The organism is Pseudomonas sp. BT-42-2 (genome assembly GCF_025847435.2).
GTDB lineage: Bacteria > Pseudomonadota > Gammaproteobacteria > Pseudomonadales > Pseudomonadaceae > Aquipseudomonas > Aquipseudomonas urmiensis.
Genome location: NZ_JAOYTM010000006.1, coordinates 1 through 24,170, shown reverse-complemented (window position 1 = coordinate 24,170; position 24,170 = coordinate 1). Strand labels below are relative to the sequence as shown.

General features: G+C 62.4%; 24 protein-coding genes. 9 read left to right on the top strand and 15 right to left on the bottom strand.

Going from position 1 to position 24,170, the window contains the following annotated elements; translation table 11 throughout:
• Positions 1-6: 6 nt before the first annotated feature.
• Positions 7-777, bottom strand: a complete 771-nt coding sequence (locus OIU19_RS04755; protein WP_264233758.1) for an SDR family NAD(P)-dependent oxidoreductase — start codon at positions 775-777, stop codon at positions 7-9.
• A gap of 92 nt (positions 778-869) precedes the next feature.
• A complete protein-coding gene (locus tag OIU19_RS04750; RefSeq protein WP_264233756.1) occupies positions 870-1,364 on the bottom strand; it encodes a DUF1543 domain-containing protein in 495 nt (164 codons plus the stop codon).
• Positions 1,365-1,515: 151 nt separating this feature from the next.
• Here OIU19_RS04750 and OIU19_RS04745 point away from each other — a divergent pair, with 151 nt between their 5' ends.
• Genes OIU19_RS04745 through OIU19_RS04725 form a run of 5 tightly spaced genes read left to right on the top strand, consistent with a single transcriptional unit; the run spans position 1,516 to position 4,571 of the window.
• Positions 1,516-2,052, top strand: a complete 537-nt coding sequence (locus OIU19_RS04745; protein ID WP_264233753.1) for a chalcone isomerase family protein — start codon at positions 1,516-1,518, stop codon at positions 2,050-2,052.
• A gap of 2 nt (positions 2,053-2,054) precedes the next feature.
• The gene (locus OIU19_RS04740; RefSeq protein ID WP_264233751.1) at positions 2,055-2,591 is read left to right on the top strand and encodes a DUF3833 domain-containing protein; all 537 of its coding nucleotides are present in this window, start codon (positions 2,055-2,057) and stop codon (positions 2,589-2,591) included.
• Positions 2,588-2,893, top strand: a complete 306-nt coding sequence (locus OIU19_RS04735; protein WP_264233750.1) for a DUF6482 family protein — start codon at positions 2,588-2,590, stop codon at positions 2,891-2,893. Before OIU19_RS04740 ends, OIU19_RS04735 begins: the two co-directional genes overlap by 4 nt.
• Before the next feature lie 8 nt (positions 2,894-2,901).
• Positions 2,902-4,428, top strand: a complete 1,527-nt coding sequence (locus OIU19_RS04730) for a cryptochrome/photolyase family protein (RefSeq protein WP_264233748.1) — start codon at positions 2,902-2,904, stop codon at positions 4,426-4,428.
• Positions 4,425-4,571 (top strand): DUF2256 domain-containing protein, encoded by a 147-nt coding sequence (locus OIU19_RS04725; protein WP_264233746.1) that lies wholly within the window; start codon positions 4,425-4,427, stop codon positions 4,569-4,571. Before OIU19_RS04730 ends, OIU19_RS04725 begins: the two co-directional genes overlap by 4 nt.
• Here OIU19_RS04725 and OIU19_RS04720 read toward each other — a convergent pair.
• The 7 genes from OIU19_RS04720 to OIU19_RS04690 all read right to left on the bottom strand — a co-directional run bounded on the left by OIU19_RS04720 (position 4,545) and on the right by OIU19_RS04690 (position 10,047).
• Positions 4,545-5,033, bottom strand: a complete 489-nt coding sequence (locus OIU19_RS04720; RefSeq protein WP_264233744.1) for a DUF2878 domain-containing protein — start codon at positions 5,031-5,033, stop codon at positions 4,545-4,547. The two genes, OIU19_RS04725 and OIU19_RS04720, sit on opposite strands and share 27 nt — an antisense overlap.
• On the bottom strand, positions 5,033-6,295 hold the full coding sequence (locus OIU19_RS04715) for a cyclopropane-fatty-acyl-phospholipid synthase family protein (RefSeq protein WP_264233742.1): 1,263 nt from the start codon (positions 6,293-6,295) through the stop codon (positions 5,033-5,035). Before OIU19_RS04715 ends, OIU19_RS04720 begins: the two co-directional genes overlap by 1 nt.
• Entirely contained in the window at positions 6,270-7,079 is an 810-nt protein-coding gene (locus OIU19_RS04710; RefSeq protein WP_264233740.1) for a DUF1365 domain-containing protein, read from the bottom strand. The genes OIU19_RS04715 and OIU19_RS04710 overlap by 26 nt, the downstream gene beginning before the upstream one ends.
• Positions 7,076-8,323, bottom strand: a complete 1,248-nt coding sequence (locus OIU19_RS04705; protein ID WP_264233738.1) for an NAD(P)/FAD-dependent oxidoreductase — start codon at positions 8,321-8,323, stop codon at positions 7,076-7,078. Before OIU19_RS04705 ends, OIU19_RS04710 begins: the two co-directional genes overlap by 4 nt.
• Positions 8,324-8,326: 3 nt before the next feature.
• Entirely contained in the window at positions 8,327-9,082 is a 756-nt protein-coding gene (locus OIU19_RS04700) for an SDR family oxidoreductase (RefSeq protein WP_264233736.1), read from the bottom strand.
• On the bottom strand, positions 9,079-9,501 hold the full coding sequence (locus tag OIU19_RS04695; RefSeq protein ID WP_264233734.1) for a nuclear transport factor 2 family protein: 423 nt from the start codon (positions 9,499-9,501) through the stop codon (positions 9,079-9,081). Before OIU19_RS04695 ends, OIU19_RS04700 begins: the two co-directional genes overlap by 4 nt.
• A gap of 99 nt (positions 9,502-9,600) precedes the next feature.
• Positions 9,601-10,047 carry a PAS domain-containing protein gene (locus OIU19_RS04690; RefSeq protein WP_264233731.1) on the bottom strand — a complete coding sequence of 149 codons (447 nt, stop codon included), beginning with the start codon at positions 10,045-10,047 and terminating at the stop codon, positions 9,601-9,603.
• A 154-nt stretch (positions 10,048-10,201) separates the two neighbouring features.
• Here OIU19_RS04690 and OIU19_RS04685 point away from each other — a divergent pair, with 154 nt between their 5' ends.
• Positions 10,202-11,086, top strand: a complete 885-nt coding sequence (locus tag OIU19_RS04685) for a MerR family transcriptional regulator (RefSeq protein WP_264234326.1) — start codon at positions 10,202-10,204, stop codon at positions 11,084-11,086.
• 162 nt (positions 11,087-11,248) lie between these two features.
• Here the strand turns inward: OIU19_RS04685 and cobA are convergent, their stop codons facing one another.
• The 5 genes from cobA to OIU19_RS04660 form a co-directional block, all read right to left on the bottom strand.
• Positions 11,249-11,992 carry a uroporphyrinogen-III C-methyltransferase gene (gene cobA, locus OIU19_RS04680; RefSeq protein ID WP_264233729.1) on the bottom strand — a complete coding sequence of 248 codons (744 nt, stop codon included), beginning with the start codon at positions 11,990-11,992 and terminating at the stop codon, positions 11,249-11,251.
• 27 nt (positions 11,993-12,019) lie between these two features.
• Positions 12,020-13,690 (bottom strand): bifunctional protein-serine/threonine kinase/phosphatase, encoded by a 1,671-nt coding sequence (locus OIU19_RS04675; RefSeq protein ID WP_264233727.1) that lies wholly within the window; start codon positions 13,688-13,690, stop codon positions 12,020-12,022.
• Between the two features lie 10 nt (positions 13,691-13,700).
• Complete coding sequence (locus OIU19_RS04670) at positions 13,701-14,912, bottom strand: NarK/NasA family nitrate transporter (protein WP_264233725.1); 1,212 nt, start codon at positions 14,910-14,912, stop codon at positions 13,701-13,703.
• A gap of 230 nt (positions 14,913-15,142) precedes the next feature.
• Positions 15,143-15,718, bottom strand: a complete 576-nt coding sequence (locus tag OIU19_RS04665) for an ANTAR domain-containing response regulator (RefSeq protein WP_264233723.1) — start codon at positions 15,716-15,718, stop codon at positions 15,143-15,145.
• Between the two features lie 11 nt (positions 15,719-15,729).
• Positions 15,730-16,944, bottom strand: coding sequence for a CmpA/NrtA family ABC transporter substrate-binding protein (locus OIU19_RS04660; protein ID WP_264233721.1), 1,215 nt, complete (start codon positions 16,942-16,944; stop codon positions 15,730-15,732).
• A gap of 139 nt (positions 16,945-17,083) precedes the next feature.
• Between OIU19_RS04660 and OIU19_RS04655 the strand changes: the two genes are divergently transcribed.
• Complete coding sequence (locus tag OIU19_RS04655; RefSeq protein ID WP_264233719.1) at positions 17,084-18,109, top strand: quinone-dependent dihydroorotate dehydrogenase; 1,026 nt, start codon at positions 17,084-17,086, stop codon at positions 18,107-18,109.
• A 97-nt stretch (positions 18,110-18,206) separates the two neighbouring features.
• Here OIU19_RS04655 and rmf read toward each other — a convergent pair whose 3' ends face one another.
• Positions 18,207-18,422 carry a ribosome modulation factor gene (gene rmf, locus OIU19_RS04650; protein WP_079227119.1) on the bottom strand — a complete coding sequence of 72 codons (216 nt, stop codon included), beginning with the start codon at positions 18,420-18,422 and terminating at the stop codon, positions 18,207-18,209.
• Between the two features lie 547 nt (positions 18,423-18,969).
• Here rmf and rlmKL point away from each other — a divergent pair.
• Positions 18,970-21,162 (top strand): bifunctional 23S rRNA (guanine(2069)-N(7))-methyltransferase RlmK/23S rRNA (guanine(2445)-N(2))-methyltransferase RlmL, encoded by a 2,193-nt coding sequence (gene rlmKL / locus OIU19_RS04645; protein ID WP_264233718.1) that lies wholly within the window; start codon positions 18,970-18,972, stop codon positions 21,160-21,162.
• Between the two features lie 92 nt (positions 21,163-21,254).
• The gene (locus OIU19_RS04640) at positions 21,255-23,648 is read left to right on the top strand and encodes a diguanylate cyclase (RefSeq protein ID WP_264233717.1); all 2,394 of its coding nucleotides are present in this window, start codon (positions 21,255-21,257) and stop codon (positions 23,646-23,648) included.
• Positions 23,649-24,170 lie beyond the last annotated feature (522 nt).

The window sequence follows — 24,170 nt, the reverse complement described above, 5'->3', positions numbered from 1 at the left end:
CGAGCGTCACCAAGCGATCGGGGTACCGTCCCAGGCCCAAAACGTACCGCTCTGCGTGGGGCCGTGACGGCTAACCAGCGTCAGGATGCAGGTGGAGGCAAAGGCGGGAGAAAATAGCCTGCCCGGCGCCACATTGCTCTGAAAGGGCCGGGAAAGCTGAGTGTCAGTGGTGCCGGGATGTACTACGAGTATTGTTGACGCGGGGTTTAGTCGCTTGAGCTCGATGCTCGCAGTACGCATAAGCTGGTTCAGCGCTGCCTTACTGGCACGGTAGCTGTACCACCCACCCAACTGGTTGTCGCTGATCGACCCAACCCTGGCCGACAACGCAACGAAGGTCATCGGTTGCCGGCGCAACAGCGCCAGCAAGTGCTTAAGCAGGAGGATAGGGGCGAAACAGTTGGTCGTGAAACTACCTAGCAACCCCGCCATATCAAGTTGGGTCAGTGCTTTTTCGGCCCGTGCCGGTGCCTCCTGCAGCACGCCCAGCGTACAACAGACCAAGTTCAGTTGGTCGCAGTAGGTTCTAACGTGCGCTGCTAGTGCTTGTAACGCATGCTCGTCACAGGCGTTGCAGTCGATGCGAATCAAGCGTCGCTGGTGGTCTTTGAACAAGGTCTCCAGCTCAGGGCTGCGGGTTGCACGTCGCGAGACAGCAAACACCAGTCCGATGTCATCTCGTGCCAGCAAGTTCGCGCACAATGCAAGGCCAATTCCTCGGCTAGCCCCGCAGACCAGTACATTGGCGGGTGAGTGAAGGTCGTTGATCAGACTCATTGAGCTGTACCCTTGACTGGACAATGATTGTGACGCGCTCACGCCTCACTCCTCTGGTGCCTGCCTACGTGGTTCGCAGGGCAGGGGATGGCTCAGAGCAGGATATAGTCGCTGTATTGGCGTAAGCCGCTATGCGATCCCTCGATCAAATGTACGTATCGGCCGTTCACCCAGTCGATCGGCAAGCAGTCGTCGACGTCCAGCACCGTGTCGGTATGAGGCTTAAGCCAACTTGCTGCCTGCAGGCGTTGTTTACCTCGTTGCTTGGCATCGGCCTTGTCCCTGGCCACCACCAGTAGGTAGCGGTGGGCTTCGCCAAATACCCTGTCCTCGTAGCCACCAAAATTGATGAAGAACAGCCGTGGGTCATCCGGGCCCGGCGCCACATCACTGGATTCGACACGGTAGTGGTCAATACCGTCGACTTCCATCCATGAGTCGATGTGCAGGCCCGCACGGTTGCCGAACCAAGCCTGGCACAGTTGTGGGTACGCCTGCTCGAGTGAGTCCGCCTGCGCGAACAGCACATCGTGAACCTCGATATTGGCTCGTGGATGTCGACCTCCGAGCATGACGATGTACAGCATCAGCGATTTCTCCATTGTCCGCTGTTGAGTCTGCTAATGCCTGCGGCGTCATTTTCAGGTGAGACGCTGGTCATTAAAATCTATGCAGAAAGGTAAAATAGTTGTACAAATATATAATATTGTACAGTATTTCGTGGCGCTCGAGGCCTGTATGGCGCACCCTGTTCGATGGACTTGCCTATGCCTGCTGTTCAGTGCCCTGGCTACGGCGGCTGACTGGAGATCGGAGCTGCCTGAGGGGCGAGAGCTGGGCGTGGGTGACTTCACCTGGTTTGGCCTACGCCTATACACCGCCCAATTATGGACAGTGGGTCCGGTTCATGATTGGAACCAGCCTTTTGCCCTGGAGATTGTGTATCACAGGCAGCTATCCAAGGACTCGCTGGTAGGTGCCAGCCTCGCGGAAATGGAGCGCCTGGATGCCGGCAGCATGACGCCGCAGCGAAGGGCGACGTGGGCCCAGGCAATTGAGCGCGCATTTGTGGACGTACGCCCTGGCATGCGGATCACTGGCTTGTACCTGCCGGGGCAGGGCGTGCGTTTCTTCGTTGACGGCAAACTCAGCCACGCAATCGCCGACCCGGTCTTTGCCCGGGCGTTCTTCGCCATCTGGCTCGATCCGCGGGCCAGGGACCCACAACTGCGTCAGCGGCTGCTTGGGCTGGCTGGCGCTAACCGAGGAACCTGAACATGTACCGAGCGCTGCTGCTGGCCGTCTGCCTACTTCTGGGCAGTTGTGGCAATGTCGGTGTCGAGCACTATGCCCAGGAGCAACCAACGCTGGACCTGGCGGCGTTCTTCTCGCGACCCGTGCAAGCCTGGGGGATGTTCCAGAAGCGTTCTGGGGAGGTGGTCAAGCGCTTCCACGTGCGCATCGACAGCCGCCGCGAAGGCGAGCGGCTGATCCTCGACGAGCATTTTCTCTACAGCGATGGCACACGCCAGCAGCGTACCTGGACGCTAGTGCCTGACGGCCCAGGCCGCTGGCGCGGAACCGCCGGGGACGTGATCGGTGAGGCGCGCGGCGAAGTGGCGGGTAACGCGCTGCGCTGGCGTTACCAGTTAGACCTGCCGGTTGACGGGCGGCGCTGGCAGGTAGACCTGGACGACTGGATGTATCTCATCGATGACGACACCCTGATCAACCGCTCAAGCATGAGCAAACTGGGCGTGGAGATCGGCCAGATCACCCTGTTCTTCCGCCGCCTGCCAGAGGGCACACCATGAACCTGATCGCGCTTACCCAGCTTGTATCTACCGGCGCTGCAAAGGAGCTGGAACTGCTCTCGCTGGAGGGTGGATTCTACATACTGCGCGCCTTGACCGACGCCGGTCCCGTGACACTGAGCGATGCCCATGGGCAGCCCGTTCGCGTGCGCTCCACTACCGAGCTGCGGCAGTTGCTGGCCGACTTGCCGCCGGTGCCCTGCATGCTGGTACAGCAGGTGGTGCATGATGAGATGTGCGGGCAACGCGACGGGCCCATTGCGCCGCTGCGCGTACCAGTAGCGCTGGCCAGTCAGTGGTAGCCTGAACGATGCGCCTGGGCCTGGTGCTGGGTGACCAGCTGTCGTTCGATCTTGCAAGTCTTACGGCCCTTGACCCTGCACGCGATGCTGTCCTGATGGCGGAAGTGGAGGGCGAGGCCCGGTACGTGCCGCATCATCCACAGAAGATCGTGCTCATCTTCAGTGCCATGCGGCACTTCGCCCAGGCACTGCGTGAGCGGGGGTGGCAAGTTCATTATGTCGAGCTGGACGCCGACGGCAACAGCGGTAGCATCGTAGGCGAGTTGCATCGTTGGCATCACGCCTTGGGTGCCACGCACATCCACCTGACCGAGTGCGGTGAGTGGCGCCTGGAGCAGGCGTTGCGCGAGGCCCAATTGCCGCTTGTGTGGCATCGCGATACGCGTTTTCTGTGCTCTCGCCAAGCCTTTGCACGCTGGGCCCAGGAGCGTCGGCAGCTGCGTATGGAGAACTTCTACCGTGGTATGCGCAAGCGAACCGGCCTGCTGCTGGAGCCTGACGGCCGCCCGGCAGGGGGGGCCTGGAATTTTGATGGCGACAATCGCAAGCCATTGCCACGCCAGTTGCGCGGGCCGTTTGCTGCGCATTTCCCGCACGACGAGATCACGGCGGCGGTGCTGGTCATGGTGCGTCAGCGCTTTAGCGACCACTACGGGGCCATTGACGGCTTCGACTACCCCGTCACGCATGCCCAGGCACAACAGCTCTGGCAGCATTTCCTGGACTTCGGCCTGGCCGCCTTCGGTGACTACCAGGACGCCATGGCCGAGGGCGAGCCGTACCTGTTCCACGCGCGCATCAGTGCGGCGCTCAACATCGGGCTACTGGATGTGCGTTGTCTGTGCGATGAGGTCGACAAGGCCTGGCGTGAGGGGCGGGTGCCGCTCAATGCAGCCGAAGGTTTCATCCGCCAGTTGATCGGCTGGCGTGAGTATGTGCACGGCATCTATTGGCTGCGCATGCCTGAGTATGCAGAGCTCAATCACTTGGGCAACCAGCGTGCGTTGCCGCAATTCTATTGGACTGGGCACACCCGTATGCGCTGCATGGAACAAGCCATCGGGCAGACCCTGCGCTTGGGCTACGCTCACCATATCCAGCGGTTGATGGTCACCGGCAACTTCGCCTTGCTGGCCGGTATCATGCCCACGGCGATTTGTCAGTGGTACCTGGCGGTCTACATGGACGCCTTCGATTGGGTCGAGCTGCCCAACACCCTTGGCATGGTGATGCACGCCGATGGCGGCTATTTGGGGTCCAAGCCGTACTGTGCCAGTGGTCGTTACATTCAGCGCATGTCCGATCATTGCAAAGCTTGCAGTTACAGGGTCGACCAAGTGATCGAGGAGGATGCTTGCCCGTTCAATGCCCTGTACTGGCATTTTCTCATCCGCCATCGCCCCGTGCTTTCGCCTAACCCGCGTCTGGCCTTGGTCTATCGCAGTCTCGATAACATGTCGGCTAGCCGCCGTGACGCCGTCTGGCAGCGTGGCCAGTCACTGTTGGCGCGGCTTGATTCAGATCAGGCGTTATGAAAAAAAGTCTTTTGCCCAGCAAGATCTGCGTGGTGTGTGGTCGGCCGTTCAACTGGCGCAAGCGCTGGACTCGCTGTTGGCAACAGGTGCGCTACTGCTCCGAGCGATGCCGCAGGTCAGCGTCGCGCCGCGAGGCGCGCTAGCAGAGGCAGGGCCAAAGCCCATATCGGCATCAGTAGCAGGGCGGTTAGCATCGTGCCCAACGGCAAGGCGACATTCGCAAGTCTTGCGCCGCCTACATAGGCCAGTGGGCCGCCAAGTGCGCCTAGCAGCGCTGCGAGCTGCCAGTGCCTGGCGGCCCATGCCAGGCTGTGGCGCATGCCGCTGGCCAGCACCAGCCAAAGCAGCGCCAGCCACAGGGGTAGCGGCCAGGCGTCGAAGGCGAATACGCCCAATATCCCCAGCGCGCTGTCGAGCACACAGCCGGCTAAAGTTACGCGCAACAGCGCCTTGACCTCGGCGTTGAAGTCCGTGCACAGGCGCAGGTGTACCGCCACGCCCGCAAGCACCAGCAGCAACAGCCAGGGGCGTTCGGCGCCCAGTACGCAGCCCCACCAGGCAGCCTGTAACCAGACGGCATTGGCAACCACCCAGCGGTTGGGCATCAGGCACTGCCAGGCATGGGGGCACAGCGTGCCTTCGGCGCTGCCCACAGCAGGTGCGCAACGCCGATGGTGCGTTCTTCGAAACCACCCTGGCAGTAGCACAAGTAGAACTCCCACAAGCGCTGGAACATGTCGTCGTAGCCCAGGTCGATCAGCGCTGTGCGCGCCTGGCGCAGATTCTCACGCCAGTGCCGCAGGGTGTGGGCATAGTCCTGCCCGAAGTCCTCCATATGCACGAGGTTGAGTGCGGTGTGCCGGCTGGCAGTGTCGAGCAACACGCTCAGCGAAGGCAGGGCGCCACCGGGGAAGATGTAGCGCTGGATGAAGTCGACCGAGCGGCGCGCCTGGGCGTAGCGCTGGTCGCGGATGGTGATTGCTTGCAACAGCATCAGGCCTTCGGGCTTGAGTAGCGAGGCACACTGGCGGAAATACACCGGCAGGTAACGATGGCCGACAGCCTCGATCATCTCGATCGAGACCAGTTTGTCAAAACTACCTTGAAGATCGCGGTAGTCTTCGCGAAGCACCGTCACGCAGTGCTCCAACCCCAAATCCTTGACGCGCGCCTGGGTATGGCTGTACTGCGCCTCGGAGAGCGTGGTGGTGGTGACACGGCAGCCATATCGGGTAGCCGCGTAGATCGCCAGACTGCCCCAGCCGCAGCCAATTTCCAGCAGGTGCTCGCCAGGGCGTAGTTCAAGCTTCTGGCAGATGCGCTCCAGCTTGTGCATCTGGGCTTGCTCCAGTGTTTGCCCTGGATGCTCGAATTGGGCTGCCGAATACATCATGGTTGGGTCCAGCAGCCGCTCGAACAGTGCATTGCCCAAGTCGTAATGCGCCAGAATATTGCGCCGGGCGCCACGCCTGCTGTTTCGGTTGAGTCGGTGCAGCAGTTGCAGGGCAGGGCGGCCGAAGCGGGCCAGGCCACCCTCGAGCGCGTCGAGCACTTGGAGGTTGGCAACGAACAGGCGAGTCACCCGCGCCAGATCGGGGCTGCGCCAATAGCCGTGGATGTACGCTTCTCCAGCGCCAATCGAACCATTGCCGGCAATCAGGTTCCAGGTTGCATCATCGAGGATCTCCACCTCGGCCTGCAGCGGGCTGTCGGCATCACCGAAGCTCCACAGCTGCCCGTGGCTGAGCAGGCGCAGGTGGCCGTGGCGCAGCGTGCTCATCTGGGCGAGAACGGCGCTGCGTGCCAGCCCGCCGAGCAATGGCGCAAGACCTGCAAACTTACTAACGCTCAGGGTGGGATTCGACATCTTCAGGGTCCTCGCAAGGTTGGCCGAGCGCCAGGTCACCCTGGCTGGTGGTGTGGTCATGTACTGGGGTGCGCTTGAGCAAAAGACTTAGCGCTTGCCAGTAGATGGCCAAGAGAGTTCGCAGGCTCATCCAGGGGAAGGTCAGTACATATCGACGTAGCGCGGTTGCATTCAGTGGCTGACGGTGCAGGGCGAGGTCGGCCTCGAACACCTTGCTGGCGCCTTGCCAGTTCTGCATGTGAATGCGTACATGGTCCGTGCTCAGCAAGAAGCGCAGGTGATAGTCCATTTCTAGTGGCATGAATGGCGATACATGAAAGGCCTTAGCCACGATCAAGGGCGTGGCAAGGTTGTCTTGCACCGGTAGCACATAATGAAAGCGTTCTCGCCACGGGGTGTTACGCACCTCCATCAGGATCGCCGTCAGGCGCCCGTCGCGGTCATGGCAGAAATAAAAACTCACTGGGTTGAATGACAGCCCCCAACAGCGCAGTTGCGTGAGCAGCCTTACCGGGCCTTCGGGCATATGCCCCGTCGCCTGGGAGACCAACAAGCGCGCGGCCTGGGCCAGGGATTCGCCGTGGCGGGTCTGCGCTGGCAGGTAGTCGGTTTCGCGCCAGCACAGCGGTGCCAGGCGCCAACGTCCCAGCCAGCGGGACAGGCCCATTAGCCAGGCTTGTTCGTCCAGGTCCAGGTAGAACATGCCGATCCGGTAGCGGAACGCGTGGCGCCGCGGCGTCAGTCGACGGTGGCTGATCCAGCCCACACAGAGGCTGCAGTTCACAGTTGTTCTCCGAAATGGGCGGCCACCTTCAGTGCACTGACCACTCCGTCCTCATGAAAGCCGTTGCCCCAGTAGGCGCCGCAGAAGTAACTGTGTTGCTGGCCCTGCAGTTGTGCCTGGCATGCCTGAGCGGCGCACGCTGCAAGGCTGTACTGCGGATGGGCATACTGGAAGCGGGCGATCACTTGCGCGGGGTCAATCAGCGCAGTTTGGTTGAGGCTCACGCAGAAGGTTGTCGGTGCCTGGATACCTTGCAGAATGTTCATGTTGTAGGTCAGTGCGGCGCGAGCCTGCTCCGAGCCGCCCAGGCGATAGTTCCAGCTGGCCCAGGCGTTTGTGCGGCGAGGCAGCAGACGGGTATCGGTGTGCAGCACCACATCGTTGCTGGCGTAGCCTATGGCCCCAAGTACTTCTCGCTCCTGCATGCTCGGCGTTTCCAACAGCGCCAGGGCTTGATCGCTGTGGCAGGCGAACACCACATTGTCAAAGCGTTCGGTGCCAGCCGCGCTCAAGACGGTCACCCCGCCTTCGTCGCGGCTGACCCGGTAAACCTTGCAGTTGAGGCGGATACGCTCGGCGAACGGTCGGCACAGCGGCGCGACGTAGCTGCGCGAACCGCCTTTGATCACCCGCCACTGAGGACGTTGATTGACCGAGAGCAAACCGTGGTTGCGACAGAAGCGCACGAAGAACTCAAGGGGGAAGTGGAGCATGTCTGCCCGGGACATCGACCAGATCGCCGACCCCATCGGCACGATGTAGTGTTCGATAAAGCGCTGCCCATAACGCTGTGCTTGAAGGTAGGCGCCCAAGGTGGTGTTGCTATCGATGCGCTGGGTGTCCAGGTCGGCCAGTGCCTGGCGATTGAAGCGCAGAATATCCCGGATCATGCCCCAGAAACCTGGGGACACCAGGTTGCGGCGCTGGGCAAACAGTGTGTTGAGGTCGTGACCGTTGTATTCCAGGCCAGTGCTCGGGTCATGCACGGAAAAACTCATTTCAGTCGGCTGCGAGGGGACCTTGAGCTGGTCGAGCAATCGGATGAAGTGCGGGTAGGTCCAGTCGTTGAAAACGATGAAGCCGGTGTCTATTGCATGGCGCTGGCCCTTCCAGACCACATCGAGGGTGTGGGTGTGACCTCCGATCCACTGCTCGGCTTCGAAAACCGTTACTTCGTGCTTGCGTGACAGCAGATGGGCGCAGGTCAGCCCCGCGATGCCACTGCCGATGATGGCTATCCGCATGGATCATCTTTCCTGTTGATGGCGGGCGAGGCGTTGGCCAAGCGCCAAACGCAAGCGCGCGGGGAGCGCCCCGAGCAGGCGCAATAGCAAGGTGAAAAGCCCGGGGAAGTTGATTTCCAAGGGACGCCGGGGCAGGCGCCTGGCGATATACTGGGCAGCGCGCTGTGCGGTCCACAGCTGCGGCATGGGGAAATCGTTGCGACGGGTCAGCGGCGTGTCGACGAAGCCAGGACTGACCAGCGTGACCGCGATACCCTCGTGACTCAGGTCGATTCGCTGTGACTCCACCAGATAGCGCACTGCGGCCTTGGACGCGCCGTAGGCGCCGGCGCGGGGCAAGGCCAGCCAGGTCACCGAGCTGCCCATCACCACCAGGTGGGGACGCTGGCCGACGCGAAGCAAGGGTAGTGCCGCCGCCAGGCAGTAGCTGACACCCAGCAGGTTGGTGCGCATCACACGCTCGACCAACAGCGGATCGAAATGCCCCGGCTCCAGGTATTCGCAGGTGCCTGCATTGAGAATGGCCATGTCCAGCCCTCCCCAGGCCTGCTCGATCCGGGCAGCGATGCCGGCGACCTGCTCCGGGTGGTCAAGGTCACCAACGGCCAGCAGTACCTGATTGGGAAACCGTTCGGCCAGAGCGGCAAGACGATCGCCATGGCGACCACCCAAGGCAACCTGGTGGCCTTGTTCCAGAAGAATGTGTGCGAGCGCGGCGCCGATACCGCTACTTGCGCCGGTCAACCAGCAGCGGCTCATGCCAGCCTACCTTTGAGCCAGCGGATTGCCCCGCCCATGATGGGAAGGTGCTCATAAAGCAGGGCGCCAGCGTCGAAGTAGTCCTGGTGAAAATACACACGGTCGCGCCAGTGCAGGCAACTGCACCCTTGCAAGGTGATCTGCTGACCTCGGGACAGGCGTGGGTGGCAAAATTGCAGTGTCCAGCGCAGGTAGCCCTGCCCGGGCCTCACCTCGTCGGTGCTGGTGATGGCATAACGGATATCGCTGGCATTGGCGTACAACTGCTCGAAATATGCCCGCAGGGCCTGCAGCCCCTGTATATGATGCAGAGGGTCGCGAAAGCTGACATCTTCGCTGTACAGTTTTTCCAGCGTGTCGAGGTTCGCCCCATTAAGGCCAGCGAAGCGCTCGGCGAATTGCTGTAGGTAGGCTGACATGCTGGGCTCCAGAAAACCTGTACAAAACTCGTTTGCTGTACAGGTATAGCTGAAATTCCGGCATTAATCTATACAAAAATATGCTCTTGTATAGTTTTGTCAGCGCTCGGGCTGTTCCAGTTGTCGCCGCAATTGAGCCACTTCAGCCTCTAGCTCGCGTACCTTTTCCTCAGCGAAAATCTGTGCTGAGACGTCGCGCTGGATACCGATGTAGTACGTCAACTGGTCCGCCTCGTTGCGCACGGGCGTGATCGATAACTCATTCCAGAACAAGCTTCCGTCCTTGCGATAGTTGCGCAGCACCTGGCGGCAGGGGCGGCCTTCCCGGATCGCCTCGCGGATGGTTGCCAAGCCCTCCTGGTCATGACGCTCGCCCTGCAGAAAACGACAATCCTGATAGAGGATGTCGTCAGCGAAATAGCCGGTCAGGCGCTCGAAGGCGGGGTTAACGTAAATTAGGATGCTGTCATTGCCTTCCTGCTCGGCGACGACGATGCCATCGTTTGAATGCTCGACCATCAGTTGCAGGAGTTTCGCGTTGATCATGGGGCTCACCTACAGGCGTTTCGTATGCGATAGGCGCAGCGTCGCTTCTGTGCAGAAAGCTTCGGTGCTGTTTGTTGCATGATGAACCATGCAGGTTCGCCGCAGAAGGTCCATTGAGTTTAGAATGTTCCACCACCTCGATACCCCCTTCGTTATGACTGACGCCAGCCCACCCGATTTGCTCCCCATGCGCGATGTGGTCAGCTTGACCGGCATCAATCCGGTAACCTTGCGTGCCTGGGAGCGGCGCCATGGATTGATACGGCCGCAGCGCACCGAGGGCGGCCATCGCCTGTACACGGCGCGGGATGTCCAGCGCATCCGCGACATCTTGCGCTGGACCGGCAACGGTGTGCCCATCAGCAAAGTTGGCGATAGGCTCGCAGGCCAGCCTGATGTATCTGTGCAGCCCTCGGCCTTCGACCAATGGCGAGCCGCCGTGGCGCGCGCATCCAGGGCATTCGATAGGCAGGCACTGGAAGGGATCCATGGTCAGTTGTTCACGCTCTTCCCCAAGGCCACCGTGCTATGTGAAGTGCTAATGCCGGTGTGGTATGACCTGGCTTCAGGGGCAGCGCCAGGCCAGCGGAGCCAATGGATGTTTCTCGACACGTTCTTGCGCGCCCGCTTGCTGCTGCGCCTGCAAATGAATCAGTCCGATGCCCCGCGGGTGTTGCTAGCAGGTACAGAGGGGCAAGCCGAACTCCAGCTGTTGTGCGCCGGGCTACTGTTGAGCAGCGAGCAACAGCACATTGAAGTGCTCGGTTGCGGACAGCCGCTGGAAGAGCTGCCCATCGTGTGTGCGGCGATGCAACCAGCGGCATTGGTGATAAAAGTTCAGACGCCGGTGAGCCCCGCCTTGGCTAAGCGTCTGCGTTCATTGCAGATGGAAATTGTGTGTCCGCTGGCCTTGATCGGCAAAGGCCTGGCAGATTCGCAACAGGCCTTGAAGGGAATCCCGTTATGTCTGCTGGACGAGACAGGCGCTGAGCCCGCGCGCATGCTCAACGCCTTGCACCGTGGGGCTCTTGACCTTTGATCTAGGGCCATCCTGCGGATCAAATGGGAAATACGATGTGGTTACAGCCGCTCTGTTTTAGAGGGCAAAACATCCCTGCGGAAAGGGCGTAGCTCAGCCTACCCTGGCTAATCCAATCCCTTACCTATCTGAGTGAGGGGACGCCTGCAATCATCTTGCGAACTAGCTGGCCAACTGCTGCAGCAGGCTCTGCTGGGCGGTGTGTGCCACGACCTCGCCAATCACCAGGATCGCCGGGCTTCGCAGGCCGAATGCACGGGCATCCAAGCCCATTCGCTCTAGCTGGCTGCGGCATTCGCGTTGATGGGGCAGCGAGGCATTTTCGATCATCGACACAGGCGTATCGCCAGGCATGCCGGCGCTGAGCAAGCCTTGGCGGATCTCCTCCAGGCGGGCGACGCCCATGTACACCACGAGCGTAGTGCCGCCCTGGGCTAGTCCTGCCCAGTTCAGCTCGCTGTCATCCTGGGTGTGTGCAGTGACCAGCGTCACCCCGCGGCTGACACCACGCAAGGTCAGCGGGATACCGCACTGGGTCGCGCCGGCCAGCCCTGCGGTAATGCCATTGACCACCTCCACTTCAATGCCGTAGCCCTGCAACCACAGTGCCTCTTCGCCACCACGGCCGAAGATGCACGGATCTCCACCTTTGAGTCGCACTACGCAACGGCCCTGGCGGGCATGGCGCAGCATCAGCCGTTGAATGAACGCTTGCGGCGTCGAGCGGCAACCGCCGCGCTTGCCCACGGCAATCACTCGCGCCTGCGGGCAGTGCTCGAGCAGCGCCGGATTGACCAGGTCATCGATCATCACCACCTGGGCCTGGCGCAGCGCACGCACCGCCTTGAGGGTCAGAAGCTCAGGGTCGCCGGGGCCTGCGCCCACCAGCCAGACTTTTGCATGCATTGGGGAGTTCCTCATCAGCAGCGCCGCTCAGCCTTTGAACAGGTAGAACAGCGCAATCAGGTTGAACAGCATCGATAGCAGCGCCAAGGTCCGCCAGACTTTCACCGGTTCGCGCTCAAGCAATGGCCGAGGGCGGCCGGTCAGCTCCTGGCGGTCACCGCGTTCGAGCAACAACAGCCACTGTTCAGCGGTTTCGAAACGCTGCGCAGGGTCCGCGGCGACGGCCTGCTCCAGGTTGCGCTGGAGCCACTCGGGAAGGTCTGGGCGATAGCGCGCCGGGTTAATCGGGTTGTTGAAACGCGGGTGCTGGAACGCTTCGACTTCGCCATAGGGATAGTGCCCGGTAAGCAGCTGATACAGGGTTACGCCCAGCGCGTAGAGGTCTTGGCGGGGGCTGGGCGGTTGCCCTTCGAACGCTTCCGGGGCGATGAACGAGGGGGTTCCGGGCAGATCATGCGGGGCGTCTTCGGAGAGGCCCGGGCAATAGGCCAGGCCGAAGTCCAGCAGGCGCAGCTGGCCGTCTTCGCCCAGGTGCAGGTTGTCTGGTTTGATGTCTCGGTGCAGCAGGTTGCGTCGGTGCAGCACGCCTACCGCTTGCAGCAACTGGCGGGCGACCTCCAGCCATTGCACCAGCGGCAGCGGGCCGCTTTCGGTCAGCAGGGTCGCCAGGGTCTGCCCTGGGTATTCGCGCATCAGGTAGTACAGGTGCTGGCGATGGCTGGCGGCATGCACCTCGGGGAAATGCCGGCCTGCAACGCGGCGCAGGAACCATTCCTCCTGCAGCAAACGCTGCGCGGCGCCGGCTTGTGTTTCTTGGCCTGTGGGCAAGGTCTTCAGTAGCCACGGGTGGCCTTGGCTGTCGTGAACGCGGTACAGCAATGACTGGCGGCTACGCGCCAGTTGTGCATCGACCCGCCAGCCATCGATCAGTTGCCCTGGGCGCAACGCTGTTGGCACAGGCCACTGTTGCAGTTGTGCCAGGGTGTCTCCCAAGTTTGCTGGCCCCAGTTGCTCGACCCGCACCAGCAGGGCGCTGGCGTTGTCTTGGCTGCCGCACAGATGAGCGCTGGCCACCAGCGTATTGGCCGCCTCCTGTAGATCTGCGTGCTCGCGCAGCACCGAGAGGATGCCTTGGTCGCCCAGGCTGGCCCACACGCCGTCGCTGAGCAGCAGGTAGCTTTCGCCGCTGTGCAGCTCGCCTTCGAGGTAGTCGACCAGCAGGTGCTGATCCAGCCCCAAGGCGCGCTTGAGCACATGCTGCATGCCGGGTTGATCCCAGACATGGTCTTCGCTCAGGCAGTGCAAGCGCCCCTGGTGCCAGCGATAGACCCGGCAGTCGCCAACGTGGGCCAGGGTGAAGCGCCGCCCGCGGATCACCAGCGCGCTCAAGGTGGTCAACAGCGGTTGGCCACTGCCCTGGGCGCGCAGCCAGCGGTTTTGCGCCAGCAGCAGGCGATCGAGCGCCTGCGGCACGGCCCAGGTCGCCGGGGTGGCGTAGTAATCCAGCGCCAGCGCCTGCAGGCTGGCTCGTGCTGCCAGGCCGCCGTCTGCGCACTGGCTGACGCCGTCGGCGAGGGCGAACAGGTAGCCCTTGCTGGCAGCCAGCTCCGGTGCCGGGGTGACCAGGCGCAAAGCGTCCTGGTTTTCCGCGCGCGGGCCGGTGGCCGTGGCTTGGGCAAAGCTCAGTTGCAGGCTCATGTTGGCTGCCTCAGACCCGTGCCGCGGTGACCGCCGCCGAGCCCCAGGTGGTGCGCCAGCGTTGCTTGACCCCATGCAGGCCGAACCAGGCCAGCAGGCCGAGGCTGGCGAACAGCCACAGCCCCAGCTGATAGTCGCCAGTGTGCTGCTTGATCATGCCCAGGCCTGCGGCCAGGATGAAGCCACCGATGCCGCCGGCCATGCCGATCAGCCCGGTCATCACGCCGATTTCCTGGCGAAAGCGCTGCGGCACCAATTGGAACACCGCACCATTGCCCGCACCAAGACCGAGCATGGCGCTGACGAACAAGGCCAAGGCCGCGGCAGCGCTGGGCAGGTTGAAGCCGACCGCAGCGATGCACACTGCGGCTACGCTGTACATGCCCAGCAGGGTACGGATACCGCCGAAGCGGTCGGCCAGGGCGCCGCCCAGTGGGCGCATCATGCTGCCGCCAAAGACGCAGGCGGCGGTGTAGTAACCGGCAGTCACCGGGCTCAGCCCGTACTGATCGCTGAAGTAGCCGGGCAGGGCGCTGGCCAGGCCGATGAAGCCGCCGAAGGTGACGCTGTAGAAGAACATGAACCACCAGCTGTCACGATCACCCAGTGCCTTGAAATAGTCGGCCATGGCTTTGGGCTTGGGGCGTTGTGGGGCGTTGCGTGCCAGCCAGGCGAACAGCACCAGGGTCAGCAGCAGCGGGATCAGGGCGAAGCCGAACACGTTGTTCCAACCAAAGGCTGCCGCCAGCGCCGGGGCCAGCAGGGCGGCGAATACGGTGCCGGAGTTGCCGGCACCCGCGATGCCCATGGCCTTGCCCTGGTGTTGTGGCGGATACCACTGCGAAGCCAGTGGCAGCGAGACCGCGAACGAAGCGCCGGCAACGCCAAGGAACACGCCGAGCAGCAACGCCTGCTCATAGCTGTGCACACCCAGCAACCAGGCACAGGCCAATGCCAGGATCACCACCACCTGACCGAGCAGGCCGGCGGTTTTTGGCGACAGGCGATCGACCAGCATGCCCATCGCGAAGCGCAGCAGCGCGCCAGCCAGGATCGGTGTCGCGACCATCAGGCCACGTTGTTGCGGGCTCAGTTGCAAGTCGGCGGCGATCTGCACCGCCATGGGGCCAAGCAGGTACCAGACCATGAAGCTCAGGTCGAAATACAGGAACGCGACGAACAGGGTAGGCACATGCCCGGACTTCCAGAAACTCGTACTCATCGAACACCTCGCGCGGCTTGCAACGGTAGTCATACCCTGTCTGCGCAGGGCCGGAACGAAAAAGACGCCGCTACCCGATCCACCGCAGTGGAGGGGAGAGCGACGTCTTTGTCGGAGGGTTGGGCAACCGCCGTTGGCTACCTGTGGTATTTGTTCAGCAAGAGCCGGGCCAATCTTGAGCTGGCGGTTTTGGCTTGTCAGTGCCGGCCAGCGCATACTGGCCGTTAGGCTCAGCCCAGCATCTCGTGCATGGCGATGATCTGCTCGGCCACCTGAATCAGTTTCTGCTGTTTGCTCATGGCCTGGCGGCGCATCAGGGTGAAGGCCTGCTCCTCGTTGCAGTCCTTCATCTTCATCAGCAAGCCCTTGGCCTGCTCGATGCGCTTGCGCTCGGCCAGTTGCTGGTCGCGCGCCAACAACTGGGCCTTGAGCGCCTGGTCGCTCTCAAAGCGGGCCATGGCTACATCGAGGATCGGTTGCAGGCGGGCGCTATGGATGCCTTCGACGATGTAGGCGCTGACCCCAGCCTGGATCGCCTGGCGCATCACCTGCGGGTCGTGCTCATCGGTAAACAGCACGATGGGGCGCGGTCGATCACGGCTGACCAGCACAACTTGCTCCATCACATCCCGCCCCGGTGACTCGGTATCGATCAACACCACATCGGGACGCACCGTTTCGACGCAGGCGGGCAGGTCGATGGTCAGCCCACCGGCTTCGATGACTTCGAAGCCGGCTTCGGCCAGTGCGGCCTTGAGCCGGCCCACTTTCTTTTCGGTGTCGTCGATCAGCAGGATGCGTAGCATGTTCGTCCCCCTCACAGACCGACACGGGCGCTGGGTGTCTCAGCCATGGCATGCAGGCGAAAGCTGCGCGCATAGCCGTGGGGATCGCTGCCATCCCAGCGGATGCCGTCGATCAGCAGGCTGCTGCGCATTGGCAGCTCAGCGCAAGGCACGCCGAGTGCTGCCGCAGCTTCCCGGTAGAGCGCCAGCTGCTGCACCTGGCGAGCGACGTCGAGGTAATCAGGGTCTTCGCGCAAAAGGCCCCAGCGGCGGAATTGAGTCATGAACCACATGCCGTCGGACAGGTACGGCAGGTTGGCCCGGCCTTGGTCGAACAGGCGCAGCGCGTGCCGGTCTTGCCAGCGGTTGCCCAGGCCGTCCTGGTAGTCGCCGAGCAAGCGCGGCTCGATGGTTTCCAGCGGCGTATCCAGGTACGCCGTGCCGCTGAGCAACTGGGCGGTGCTGCGGCGGTTTTCCGGGCTCTGCTCGATGAAGCGGCTGGCGGCGAGAATGGCTGTGATCAAGGCACGGGCGCTGTTGGGGCATTGCTCGACAAAGGCACGCGCGCAACCGAGGACTTTTTCCGGATGGTCTGGCCAAATCGACTGGCTGGTGGCCAGGGTAAAGCCTTGGCCTTGGGCCACGGCATCGGCCGACCAGGGCTCGCCGACGCAAAAGCCATCGATACGCCCGGCCTGGACGTGAGCGACCATCTGCGCCGGTGGCACCACGACACTGTGCACGTCGCGCAGCGGATGAATGCCTTGGCTGGCCAGCCAGTAGTACAACCACATCGCGTGGGTGCCGGTGGGGAAGGTCTGGGCGAAGGTCAGCCGTGAGCCATTTTGGTGCGCAAGCCTGGCCAGCGCTTCAGGGCTGGTCACGCCCTTGCGTTGCAGTGCCGGCGACAGGTTGATCGCCTGGGCATTCTGGTTGAGGCCCATCAGCACCGCCATGTCGCTGGCCGCTACGCCGCCGATACCCAGGTGCACGGCGTAGATCAGGCCATATAAGCAGTGCGCCGCGTCGAGTTCGCCGCTGACCAGTTTATCGCGCAGGCCGGCCCAGGAGGCCTGGCGCTTGAGGTTGAGGGTCAGGCCCTGTTGCTGGGCAAAGCCTTGGGTGGCTGCGACCACTACCGAAGCACAATCGGTCAGGGCCATGAAGCCAATGTCCAGGCTGGGCTTTTCCGGTGCATCGCTGCCGTTGACCCAGGCCAGAGGTGTTGCGCGGGGGAATGTATTCACGAAGCTCCTCGCCCGTACTCAATAGGCTTTGAAGCCTGAGCGAAGCAAGCGATATGCCACAGGTGCGGTAAAGGCCTGTCGCGGCGGCGGCGTGCTGGCTATAATCGCCCCCTCACTCACCCCCGAGTCTTGCCCGCCCATGTATACCCTGGCCCGCCAGCTGTTGTTCAAGCTTTCTCCGGAAACCTCCCACGACCTGTCCCTCGACCTGATCGGCGCAGGTGGCCGGCTGGGGCTCAATGGCTTGCTGTGCAAGCAGCCGGCAGCAACCCCGGTGACCGTCATGGGCTTGAACTTCGCCAACCCGGTGGGCCTGGCCGCAGGCTTGGACAAGAATGGCGCGGCCATCGATGGCTTCGCCCAGCTGGGTTTTGGCTTCGTCGAGATCGGTACCGTGACCCCGCGTGCGCAACCGGGCAACCCCAAGCCGCGCCTGTTCCGTCTGCCAGAGGCGAGCGCGATCATCAACCGCATGGGCTTCAACAACCTAGGCGTCGATCATTTGCTCACCCGGGTGCGGGCTTCGCGCTATGACGGCATTCTGGGCATCAATATTGGCAAGAACTTCGACACCCCGGTCGAGCGCGCGGTTGACGACTACCTGATCGGCCTGGAGAAGGTCTACAACGACGCCAGCTATATCACCGTCAACGTCAGCTCGCCGAATACCCCGGGCCTGCGTTCGCTGCAGTTCGGTGACTCGCTCAAGCAACTGCTCGATGCCCTGGCCGTGCGCCGCGAGCAACTGGCCAGCGAGCATGGCAAGCGCGTACCGCTGGCGATCAAGATCGCCCCGGACATGACTGATGAAGAAACCGCCCTGGTAGCGGCGGCCTTGCTCGACTCGGGTATGGACGCAGTGATCGCCACCAACACCACGCTGTCTCGCGAAGGCGTCGAAGGCCTGCCGTTCGGCGGCGAGGCGGGTGGGCTGTCGGGGGCTCCAGTGCTGGAAAAAAGCACCCACACGGTGAAGGTGCTGGCGGGCGAGCTGTCCGGGCGGATGCCGATCATCGCTGCGGGCGGGATTACCGAAGGCCGGCATGCTGCCGAGAAGATCGCCGCGGGTGCGAGCCTGGTACAGATCTATTCGGGCTTCATCTACAAGGGCCCGGCGTTGATTCGCCAGGCGGTGGATGCCATCGCTGCGATGCCGCGCCAGTAACGGCGGGGCATAAAAAAGGGCCCCATCAAGGGGCCCCTGGGCCGTAGCCCGCCGCCCGGATGGGGCGTGCATGGTGACTCGAATTCAATGTCCTCGTTCAGCCAACGGCGTGATTTTCGTTGAGTCTATGGATGCCAGCGGTGCCGGTCATACCGTCCCAGTTATCTCCGCGACCTTCGCGCCAGCCGTTGATCCAGGCCTGGCGAACGGATGGAAGGGTGAAGGGGCAAAGTTCGCGAGATTTGCCGGTGACCCCATACTGGTAGCCACGTGAATATGCTCTTTCCAACGGATCACGCTTAAGTCTTCTCATAGGGTGTTGCCCTCACTTGTTGACTGTAATGTCCCGTCGGCCTCGCTGAGGCCGGGCAGAATCTTTCTGCCGGTTTTGCGCTCGCTGCCGGCGTCGCGAGCAGAAGTGTCGTTCCATTGCGAAACGACCTGAGTTCAGTTCTAACGAATGCGAGTCACAGTGTGAATGATCGATTTGTCATAAGGACGTAACCTTTCTGCCGATGAAAGGATAAGTAAATAAATGCGACTCAACCCTGTTTAGGCTTTAGCCCGCTATGATCAGGGTTTAGTGGTGGTTGCAGTCATTTGGCCATTGTTTCCGGCACATGACTGAAATAATTGGTAATGCGACGAAGGGTCACGCCTTCTCCGCGAACCCACGAAATTTTCACACTGCCCGACGATCAAAGCGTTTTCACCCAGGTGGAGCGTTTAACTGTCGGGTGGCCTGGCGCTTGCTCTGCACGCAGCGCCACCCGAGCGCCTGTGAAAAGGGCGCTCGGGTAAACATCGGCGGGACGATGCGTCGACCCGTCACTTAAATAGCCAAAGGCTCTGGATTACTCATGTCGGACCGTTTCGAACTTTATCTCACCTGCCCCAAGGGCCTGGAAGGCCTGCTTGCCGAAGAGGCCCGTGGCCTTGGTCTGGAGGAGGTGCGTGAGCACACCTCGGCGATTCGTGGCGAGGCCGACATGGAAACCGCCTACCGCCTGTGCCTTTGGTCGCGCCTGGGCAACCGCGTGCTGCTGGTCCTCAAGCGCTTCTCGATGAAGAACGCCGATGATCTGTACGACGGCGTCAACGCCGTCGACTGGCAGGATCATCTGACCGCCGATGGCACCCTGGCCGTGGAGTTCAGCGGGCATGGTTCGGGGATCGACAACACCCACTTCGGCGCCTTGAAGGTCAAGGACGCGATTGTCGACAAACTGCGTAACCGTGAAGGGCTGCGTCCTTCGGTGGACAAGCTCAACCCGGACCTGCGCGTGCACCTGCGCCTGGACCGTGGCGAGGCGATCCTCTCCCTCGACCTCTCCGGGCACAGCTTGCACCAGCGTGGCTACCGCCTGCAGCAAGGCGCCGCGCCGCTGAAAGAAAACCTCGCGGCTGCCGTGCTGATCCGCGCCGGCTGGCCGCGGATTGCCGCTGAAGGCGGCGCCCTGGCCGACCCGATGTGCGGTGTGGGGACCTTCCTGGTCGAAGCGGCGATGATCGCCGCCGACATCGCCCCCAACCTCAAGCGCGAGCGTTGGGGTTTCAGCGCCTGGCTCGGCCACGTGCCGGCGCTGTGGCGCAAGGTGCACGACGAGGCGGCAGCCCGCGCCGAGGCTGGCTTGGCCAAGCCACCGCTGTGGATTCGTGGTTATGAAGCCGATCCCCGGCTGATCCAACCGGGGCGCAACAACGTCGAGCGTGCCGGCCTGGCGGACTGGGTGAAGATCTATCAGGGTGAAGTCGGCAGCTTCGAGCCGCGTCCTGACCAGAATCAAAAAGGCCTGGTCATCAGCAACCCGCCATATGGCGAGCGCCTGGGTGACGAAGCCAGCTTGCTCTACCTCTACCAGAACCTTGGCGAACGCCTGCGCCAGGCCTGCCTGGGTTGGCAAGCTGCGGTGTTCACCGGTGCGCCTGAGCTGGGCAAGCGCATGGGGATCCGCAGCCACAAGCAATACGCTTTCTGGAACGGCGCGCTGCCGTGCAAATTGCTGCTGTTCAAGGTTCAACCAGATCAGTTCGTCACTGGCGAGCGACGCTCGTCCGAGTCGCAAGAAGTCGACAGCCCGCGTCAGCTGGCGGTGGCCAGCGAACCGGCGCGGTTGTCCGAAGGCGCGCAGATGTTCGCCAACCGCTTGCAGAAAAACCTCAAGCAACTGGGCAAGTGGGCCCGCCGCGAGCAGGTCGATTGCTACCGCCTGTATGACGCCGACATGCCCGAGTACGCCCTGGCGGTCGATCTCTATCAGGATTGGGTGCACGTGCAGGAATACGCCGCACCGCGCTCGATCGACCCGGACAAGGCTCAAGGCCGTCTGCTCGATGCCCTGGCGGCCATTCCCCAGGCGCTTGGCATCGATCCGCAGCGTGTGGTGCTCAAGCGTCGCGAGCGCCAGAGTGGCACCCGCCAGTATGAGCGTCAGGCTACCGAAGGGCGCTTCCAGGAAGTCAACGAAGGTGGCGTCAAGCTGCTGGTCAACCTCACCGACTACCTGGACACCGGGCTGTTCCTCGACCATCGCCCGATGCGCATGCGCATCCAGCGCGAGGCTGCCGGCAAGCGCTTCCTCAATCTGTTCTGCTACACCGCCACTGCCACTGTGCATGCCGCCAAAGGCGGCGCGCGCGACACCACCAGCGTCGACCTGTCCAAGACCTACCTGGACTGGGCGCGGCGCAACCTGTCGCTCAATGGCTATTCCGATCGCCATCGCCTGGAGCAGGGCGATGTAATGGCCTGGCTGGAGAACTGCCGCGAGAGCTACGACCTGATCTTCATCGACCCACCCACCTTCTCCAACTCCAAGCGTATGGAAGGCGTGTTCGATGTGCAGCGGGACCACGTGCAGTTGCTCGACCTGGCCCTGGCCCGTCTGGCGCCGGGTGGCGTGCTGTACTTCTCCAACAACTTCCGCAAGTTCCAGCTCGACGAGAGCCTGAGCGCACGCTACGCCGTGGAGGAGATCAGCGCCCAGACCGTCGACCCGGACTTTGCGCGTAACAGCAAGATTCACCGGGCATGGCGTTTGCAACTGCGTTGAGGCGACGAGGTACATTGCGTCGCTAGTGGCCAATGGCTATAAATAGCTAGGGCCGGACAATTCGCAGGACGCTGACGTGACGAGAATGCTCTATGTCCAAGTGTGGCGTGCGTGCGAAGGTGTTCGGCCTGTTCAGCCAGGCGCTGTCCGCGTGGGCGGTCGCCCTGGTGGCCCTGGTGGCTGGCGGCCTGCTCACGGCCGCCCTGGCCATTGCCGCACAGACCTTCTACAAGCAGCAGTTGCGCCAGCGCTTCGAGCTGCTGGCCAATGAGCGCTACAGCCGCATCGCCGAGCGTTTCGATGATCAGGAGCAGCGCCTGGACGGGCTGCGCCGATTCTTCAGCTACTCAAGCGAAATCACCCCGCGTGAGTTCGATGGCTACGTCAAACCGCTGTTGCATCGCACCCAAGCCTATTCCTGGGCACCGAGGGTAGAGGCCGGGCAGCGAGAAAGCTTCGAGCGTCAGGCCAGTGCCTGGCTCGGCCAGCCTTATCACATCCGCGACCAGGACGCGCAAGGCGTGTTGCAGCCAGCAGCGGCGCGCGAGCGTTTTTATCCCGTGCTCTATACCCAAGCGGCCACGTTGCAGGGGCAGCCTTATGGCTTGGATCTGCTCGGCCAGCCACTGCGTGAAGCCACATTGGCGCGAGCGTCGGCGCCGGGGAGCATGGCGGTGTCGGCCCCGTTGGACATGATCAATGTCGAGCCGGTGTATACCCGTGGCCTGCTGATGGTGGCGCCAGTCTTCGCCGAGCGCGGGCCAGACAATGCGCCCAGCGGCTATGTCATGGCGCTGCTGAGCATGCGCCAGCTGATCGCCGAGGGCCTGCCGCCGCCGGTCGACGATAACCTGGTGGTGCGCATCCTCGACACCTCCGGGAGCAATGGTCAGGAAGTGCTGTACGACTCGCAGAATCCGGTCGCGCAGATCCCGATGGCCAGCAACCACTTGCTGCATTTGGCCGATCATCACTACCAGCTGTCGATACGGCCCAGCCAGGCTTTTTTGCAGGCCAACCGTTCTTCGGCAGTGCACACGGTGGCATTGTTCGGAGGTCTGCTCAGCGTGTTGCTCAGCGCTTTGCTGTACAGCCTGTTCAGCCAACGTCAGCGCGCCTTGCGGCTGGTCGAACAGCGCACGGCGCAATTACGCATCAGTGAACAATCCCTGCGCGGCACCCACAATCAGTTACGCGGTGTGCTCGATGCCGCGACCCAGGTGGCAATCATCGCTACCAGCCTCAAGGGTGTGGTCAGCACCTTCAATGCCGGCGCCGAACGCATGCTGGGCTACGCGGCCGGTGAGGCGGTGGGTCAGCTGAACCTTGCCGACCTGGTCGAAGCTGAAGAACTCGGCCAGCGAGCGCATGCCTTGACCGTGCGTTACGGGCGGGAGATCGCCGGCGGCCAGGCGATGTTCGCCGAAACCGTGCAAGAGCCCAGCGCAGAGCCCGGCGAGTGGACTTTGGTGCGCAAGGACGGCAGCCACTTGTTGGCCAATATGCTGGTGACTGCGGTGCTCGACGAGCAGGGCTTGTGGGTGGGCTATCTGGCGATTTGTATCGACGTGACCGAGCGGCGTCGGGTGCATGAGGCGCTCGCTGCGCGTGATCGGCTGCTGGAAAAGCTCAGCGCCGAGGTGCCCGGTGGTATCTACCAGTACCGCCTGGATGCCGATGGACATTCGTGCTTTCCCTATGCCAGCCAGGGTTTGTACGACATCTACGAGGTCGACCTGCAGTTGTTGGGCGAAGATGCGACGGTGGTATTCGAGCGCATTCATCCGGACGATCTGGAGCGGGTACGGCGTTCGGTGCGCTACTCGGCCGAGCATCTGTCGCCGTGGCGGGAGGAGTATCGCGTGATTCTGCCGCGGGCCGGGCTGCGCTGGGTGAGGGGCGAGGCGACGCCGGAGATTGGCGATAACGGCTGCACCCTGTGGCATGGCTATCTGACGGATGTATCTGACACCAAGCGGGTTGAGGAAGAGCTGCGAGCGCTGTCGATCACCGATGTGCTGACCGGTATTCATTATCGGCGCTACTTCCAGGAACGGCTCAAGAGCGAGCTGGAACGGGCTCAGCGTGATGGTCTGGAGCTGGCGGTGATAATGCTCGATATCGACCATTTCAAGCGCATCAACGATGAGCATGGGCATGCGGTGGGTGACCATGTGTTGCGCAGCCTGTGCCAGCATATTGGCCAGCGGTTGCGCCGTAGCGATGTGTTTTGCAGGTTGGGTGGGGAGGAGTTCATGGTGCTGTGTCCGGGGAGTGATGCTGAACAGGCGCGGTGGTTGGCGTTGGAGTTGTGGCAGGGGCTGCGGAGTTTGACGATTGAGGGGGGTGGGCGGGTTACTGCGAGTTTTGGGGTGGCTGGGTGGCGGGCGGGGGAGGGGGCTGATGCTTTGTTGTTGCGGGCGGATGCTGGGGTTTATGCGGCTAAACAGGCGGGTCGGGATCGGGTTGAGGTGGTGTTGCTTTGAGGGGGTAGTGGCTGATTTCCTGATTTCCTGATTTCCTGATTTGTCTGATTCAATGTGTTTTGTGTGATTATCCATTCACGATGGTGATATTTCGGCACCCTTCCGCCCTTACGGCGGGTCACTTTTTGGCAAACGCCCCAAAAAGTAACCAAAAAAGTCTGCGCTCCACCATCCGGCCCTACGCTGCGCTTCGGGTCCCCTCGCTTCGGTGCCTTCCGGGCCCGCGCGGCCTACGATTTGCTGCGCAAATCTACATCTCGCGCCTTCGGCTGCGCCGAAGGGTGCTGCGCACCTGGCCCTTCAGACACCTACGCTCGGCCTCCTGAAGTCGCGAAGTTAGTGGCGGCGACTGGGCTGGCGTTATCTGGCGATAGTGACAGGTGTGGTGGATGCTCTGGCCTCTTCGCGGGCAAGCCCGCTCCCACAGGTACCGCGTAGATTTAAGTCCAGCGTTGAGCCAGCACTGACACCACGCAGATGCTGCGAATCCCGCAAACCCTGTGGGAGCGGGCTTGCCCGCGA

What these genes read in the sequence shown, in the direction of transcription:
- OIU19_RS04685 (WP_264234326.1), top strand. Translation starts at nt 10,202, where the DNA reads ATGACTGACGCCAGCCCACCCGATTTGCTCCCCATGCGCGATGTGGTC.
- OIU19_RS04720 (WP_264233744.1), bottom strand. Translation starts at nt 5,033, where the DNA reads ATGCCCAACCGCTGGGTGGTTGCCAATGCCGTCTGGTTACAGGCTGCC.
- OIU19_RS04665 (WP_264233723.1), bottom strand. Translation starts at nt 15,718, where the DNA reads ATGCTACGCATCCTGCTGATCGACGACACCGAAAAGAAAGTGGGCCGG.
- OIU19_RS04745 (WP_264233753.1), top strand. Translation starts at nt 1,516, where the DNA reads ATGGCGCACCCTGTTCGATGGACTTGCCTATGCCTGCTGTTCAGTGCC.
- OIU19_RS04715 (WP_264233742.1), bottom strand. Translation starts at nt 6,295, where the DNA reads ATGTCGAATCCCACCCTGAGCGTTAGTAAGTTTGCAGGTCTTGCGCCA.
- OIU19_RS04750 (WP_264233756.1), bottom strand. Translation starts at nt 1,364, where the DNA reads ATGCTGTACATCGTCATGCTCGGAGGTCGACATCCACGAGCCAATATC.
- OIU19_RS04735 (WP_264233750.1), top strand. Translation starts at nt 2,588, where the DNA reads ATGAACCTGATCGCGCTTACCCAGCTTGTATCTACCGGCGCTGCAAAG.
- rmf (WP_079227119.1), bottom strand. Translation starts at nt 18,422, where the DNA reads ATGAGAAGACTTAAGCGTGATCCGTTGGAAAGAGCATATTCACGTGGC.
- OIU19_RS04690 (WP_264233731.1), bottom strand. Translation starts at nt 10,047, where the DNA reads ATGATCAACGCGAAACTCCTGCAACTGATGGTCGAGCATTCAAACGAT.
- OIU19_RS04700 (WP_264233736.1), bottom strand. Translation starts at nt 9,082, where the DNA reads ATGAGCCGCTGCTGGTTGACCGGCGCAAGTAGCGGTATCGGCGCCGCG.
- OIU19_RS04705 (WP_264233738.1), bottom strand. Translation starts at nt 8,323, where the DNA reads ATGCGGATAGCCATCATCGGCAGTGGCATCGCGGGGCTGACCTGCGCC.
- rlmKL (WP_264233718.1), top strand. Translation starts at nt 18,970, where the DNA reads ATGTCGGACCGTTTCGAACTTTATCTCACCTGCCCCAAGGGCCTGGAA.
- OIU19_RS04640 (WP_264233717.1), top strand. Translation starts at nt 21,255, where the DNA reads ATGTCCAAGTGTGGCGTGCGTGCGAAGGTGTTCGGCCTGTTCAGCCAG.
- OIU19_RS04675 (WP_264233727.1), bottom strand. Translation starts at nt 13,690, where the DNA reads ATGAGCCTGCAACTGAGCTTTGCCCAAGCCACGGCCACCGGCCCGCGC.
- OIU19_RS04670 (WP_264233725.1), bottom strand. Translation starts at nt 14,912, where the DNA reads ATGAGTACGAGTTTCTGGAAGTCCGGGCATGTGCCTACCCTGTTCGTC.
- cobA (WP_264233729.1), bottom strand. Translation starts at nt 11,992, where the DNA reads ATGCATGCAAAAGTCTGGCTGGTGGGCGCAGGCCCCGGCGACCCTGAG.
- OIU19_RS04730 (WP_264233748.1), top strand. Translation starts at nt 2,902, where the DNA reads ATGCGCCTGGGCCTGGTGCTGGGTGACCAGCTGTCGTTCGATCTTGCA.
- OIU19_RS04655 (WP_264233719.1), top strand. Translation starts at nt 17,084, where the DNA reads ATGTATACCCTGGCCCGCCAGCTGTTGTTCAAGCTTTCTCCGGAAACC.
- OIU19_RS04695 (WP_264233734.1), bottom strand. Translation starts at nt 9,501, where the DNA reads ATGTCAGCCTACCTACAGCAATTCGCCGAGCGCTTCGCTGGCCTTAAT.
- OIU19_RS04740 (WP_264233751.1), top strand. Translation starts at nt 2,055, where the DNA reads ATGTACCGAGCGCTGCTGCTGGCCGTCTGCCTACTTCTGGGCAGTTGT.
- OIU19_RS04755 (WP_264233758.1), bottom strand. Translation starts at nt 777, where the DNA reads ATGAGTCTGATCAACGACCTTCACTCACCCGCCAATGTACTGGTCTGC.
- OIU19_RS04725 (WP_264233746.1), top strand. Translation starts at nt 4,425, where the DNA reads ATGAAAAAAAGTCTTTTGCCCAGCAAGATCTGCGTGGTGTGTGGTCGG.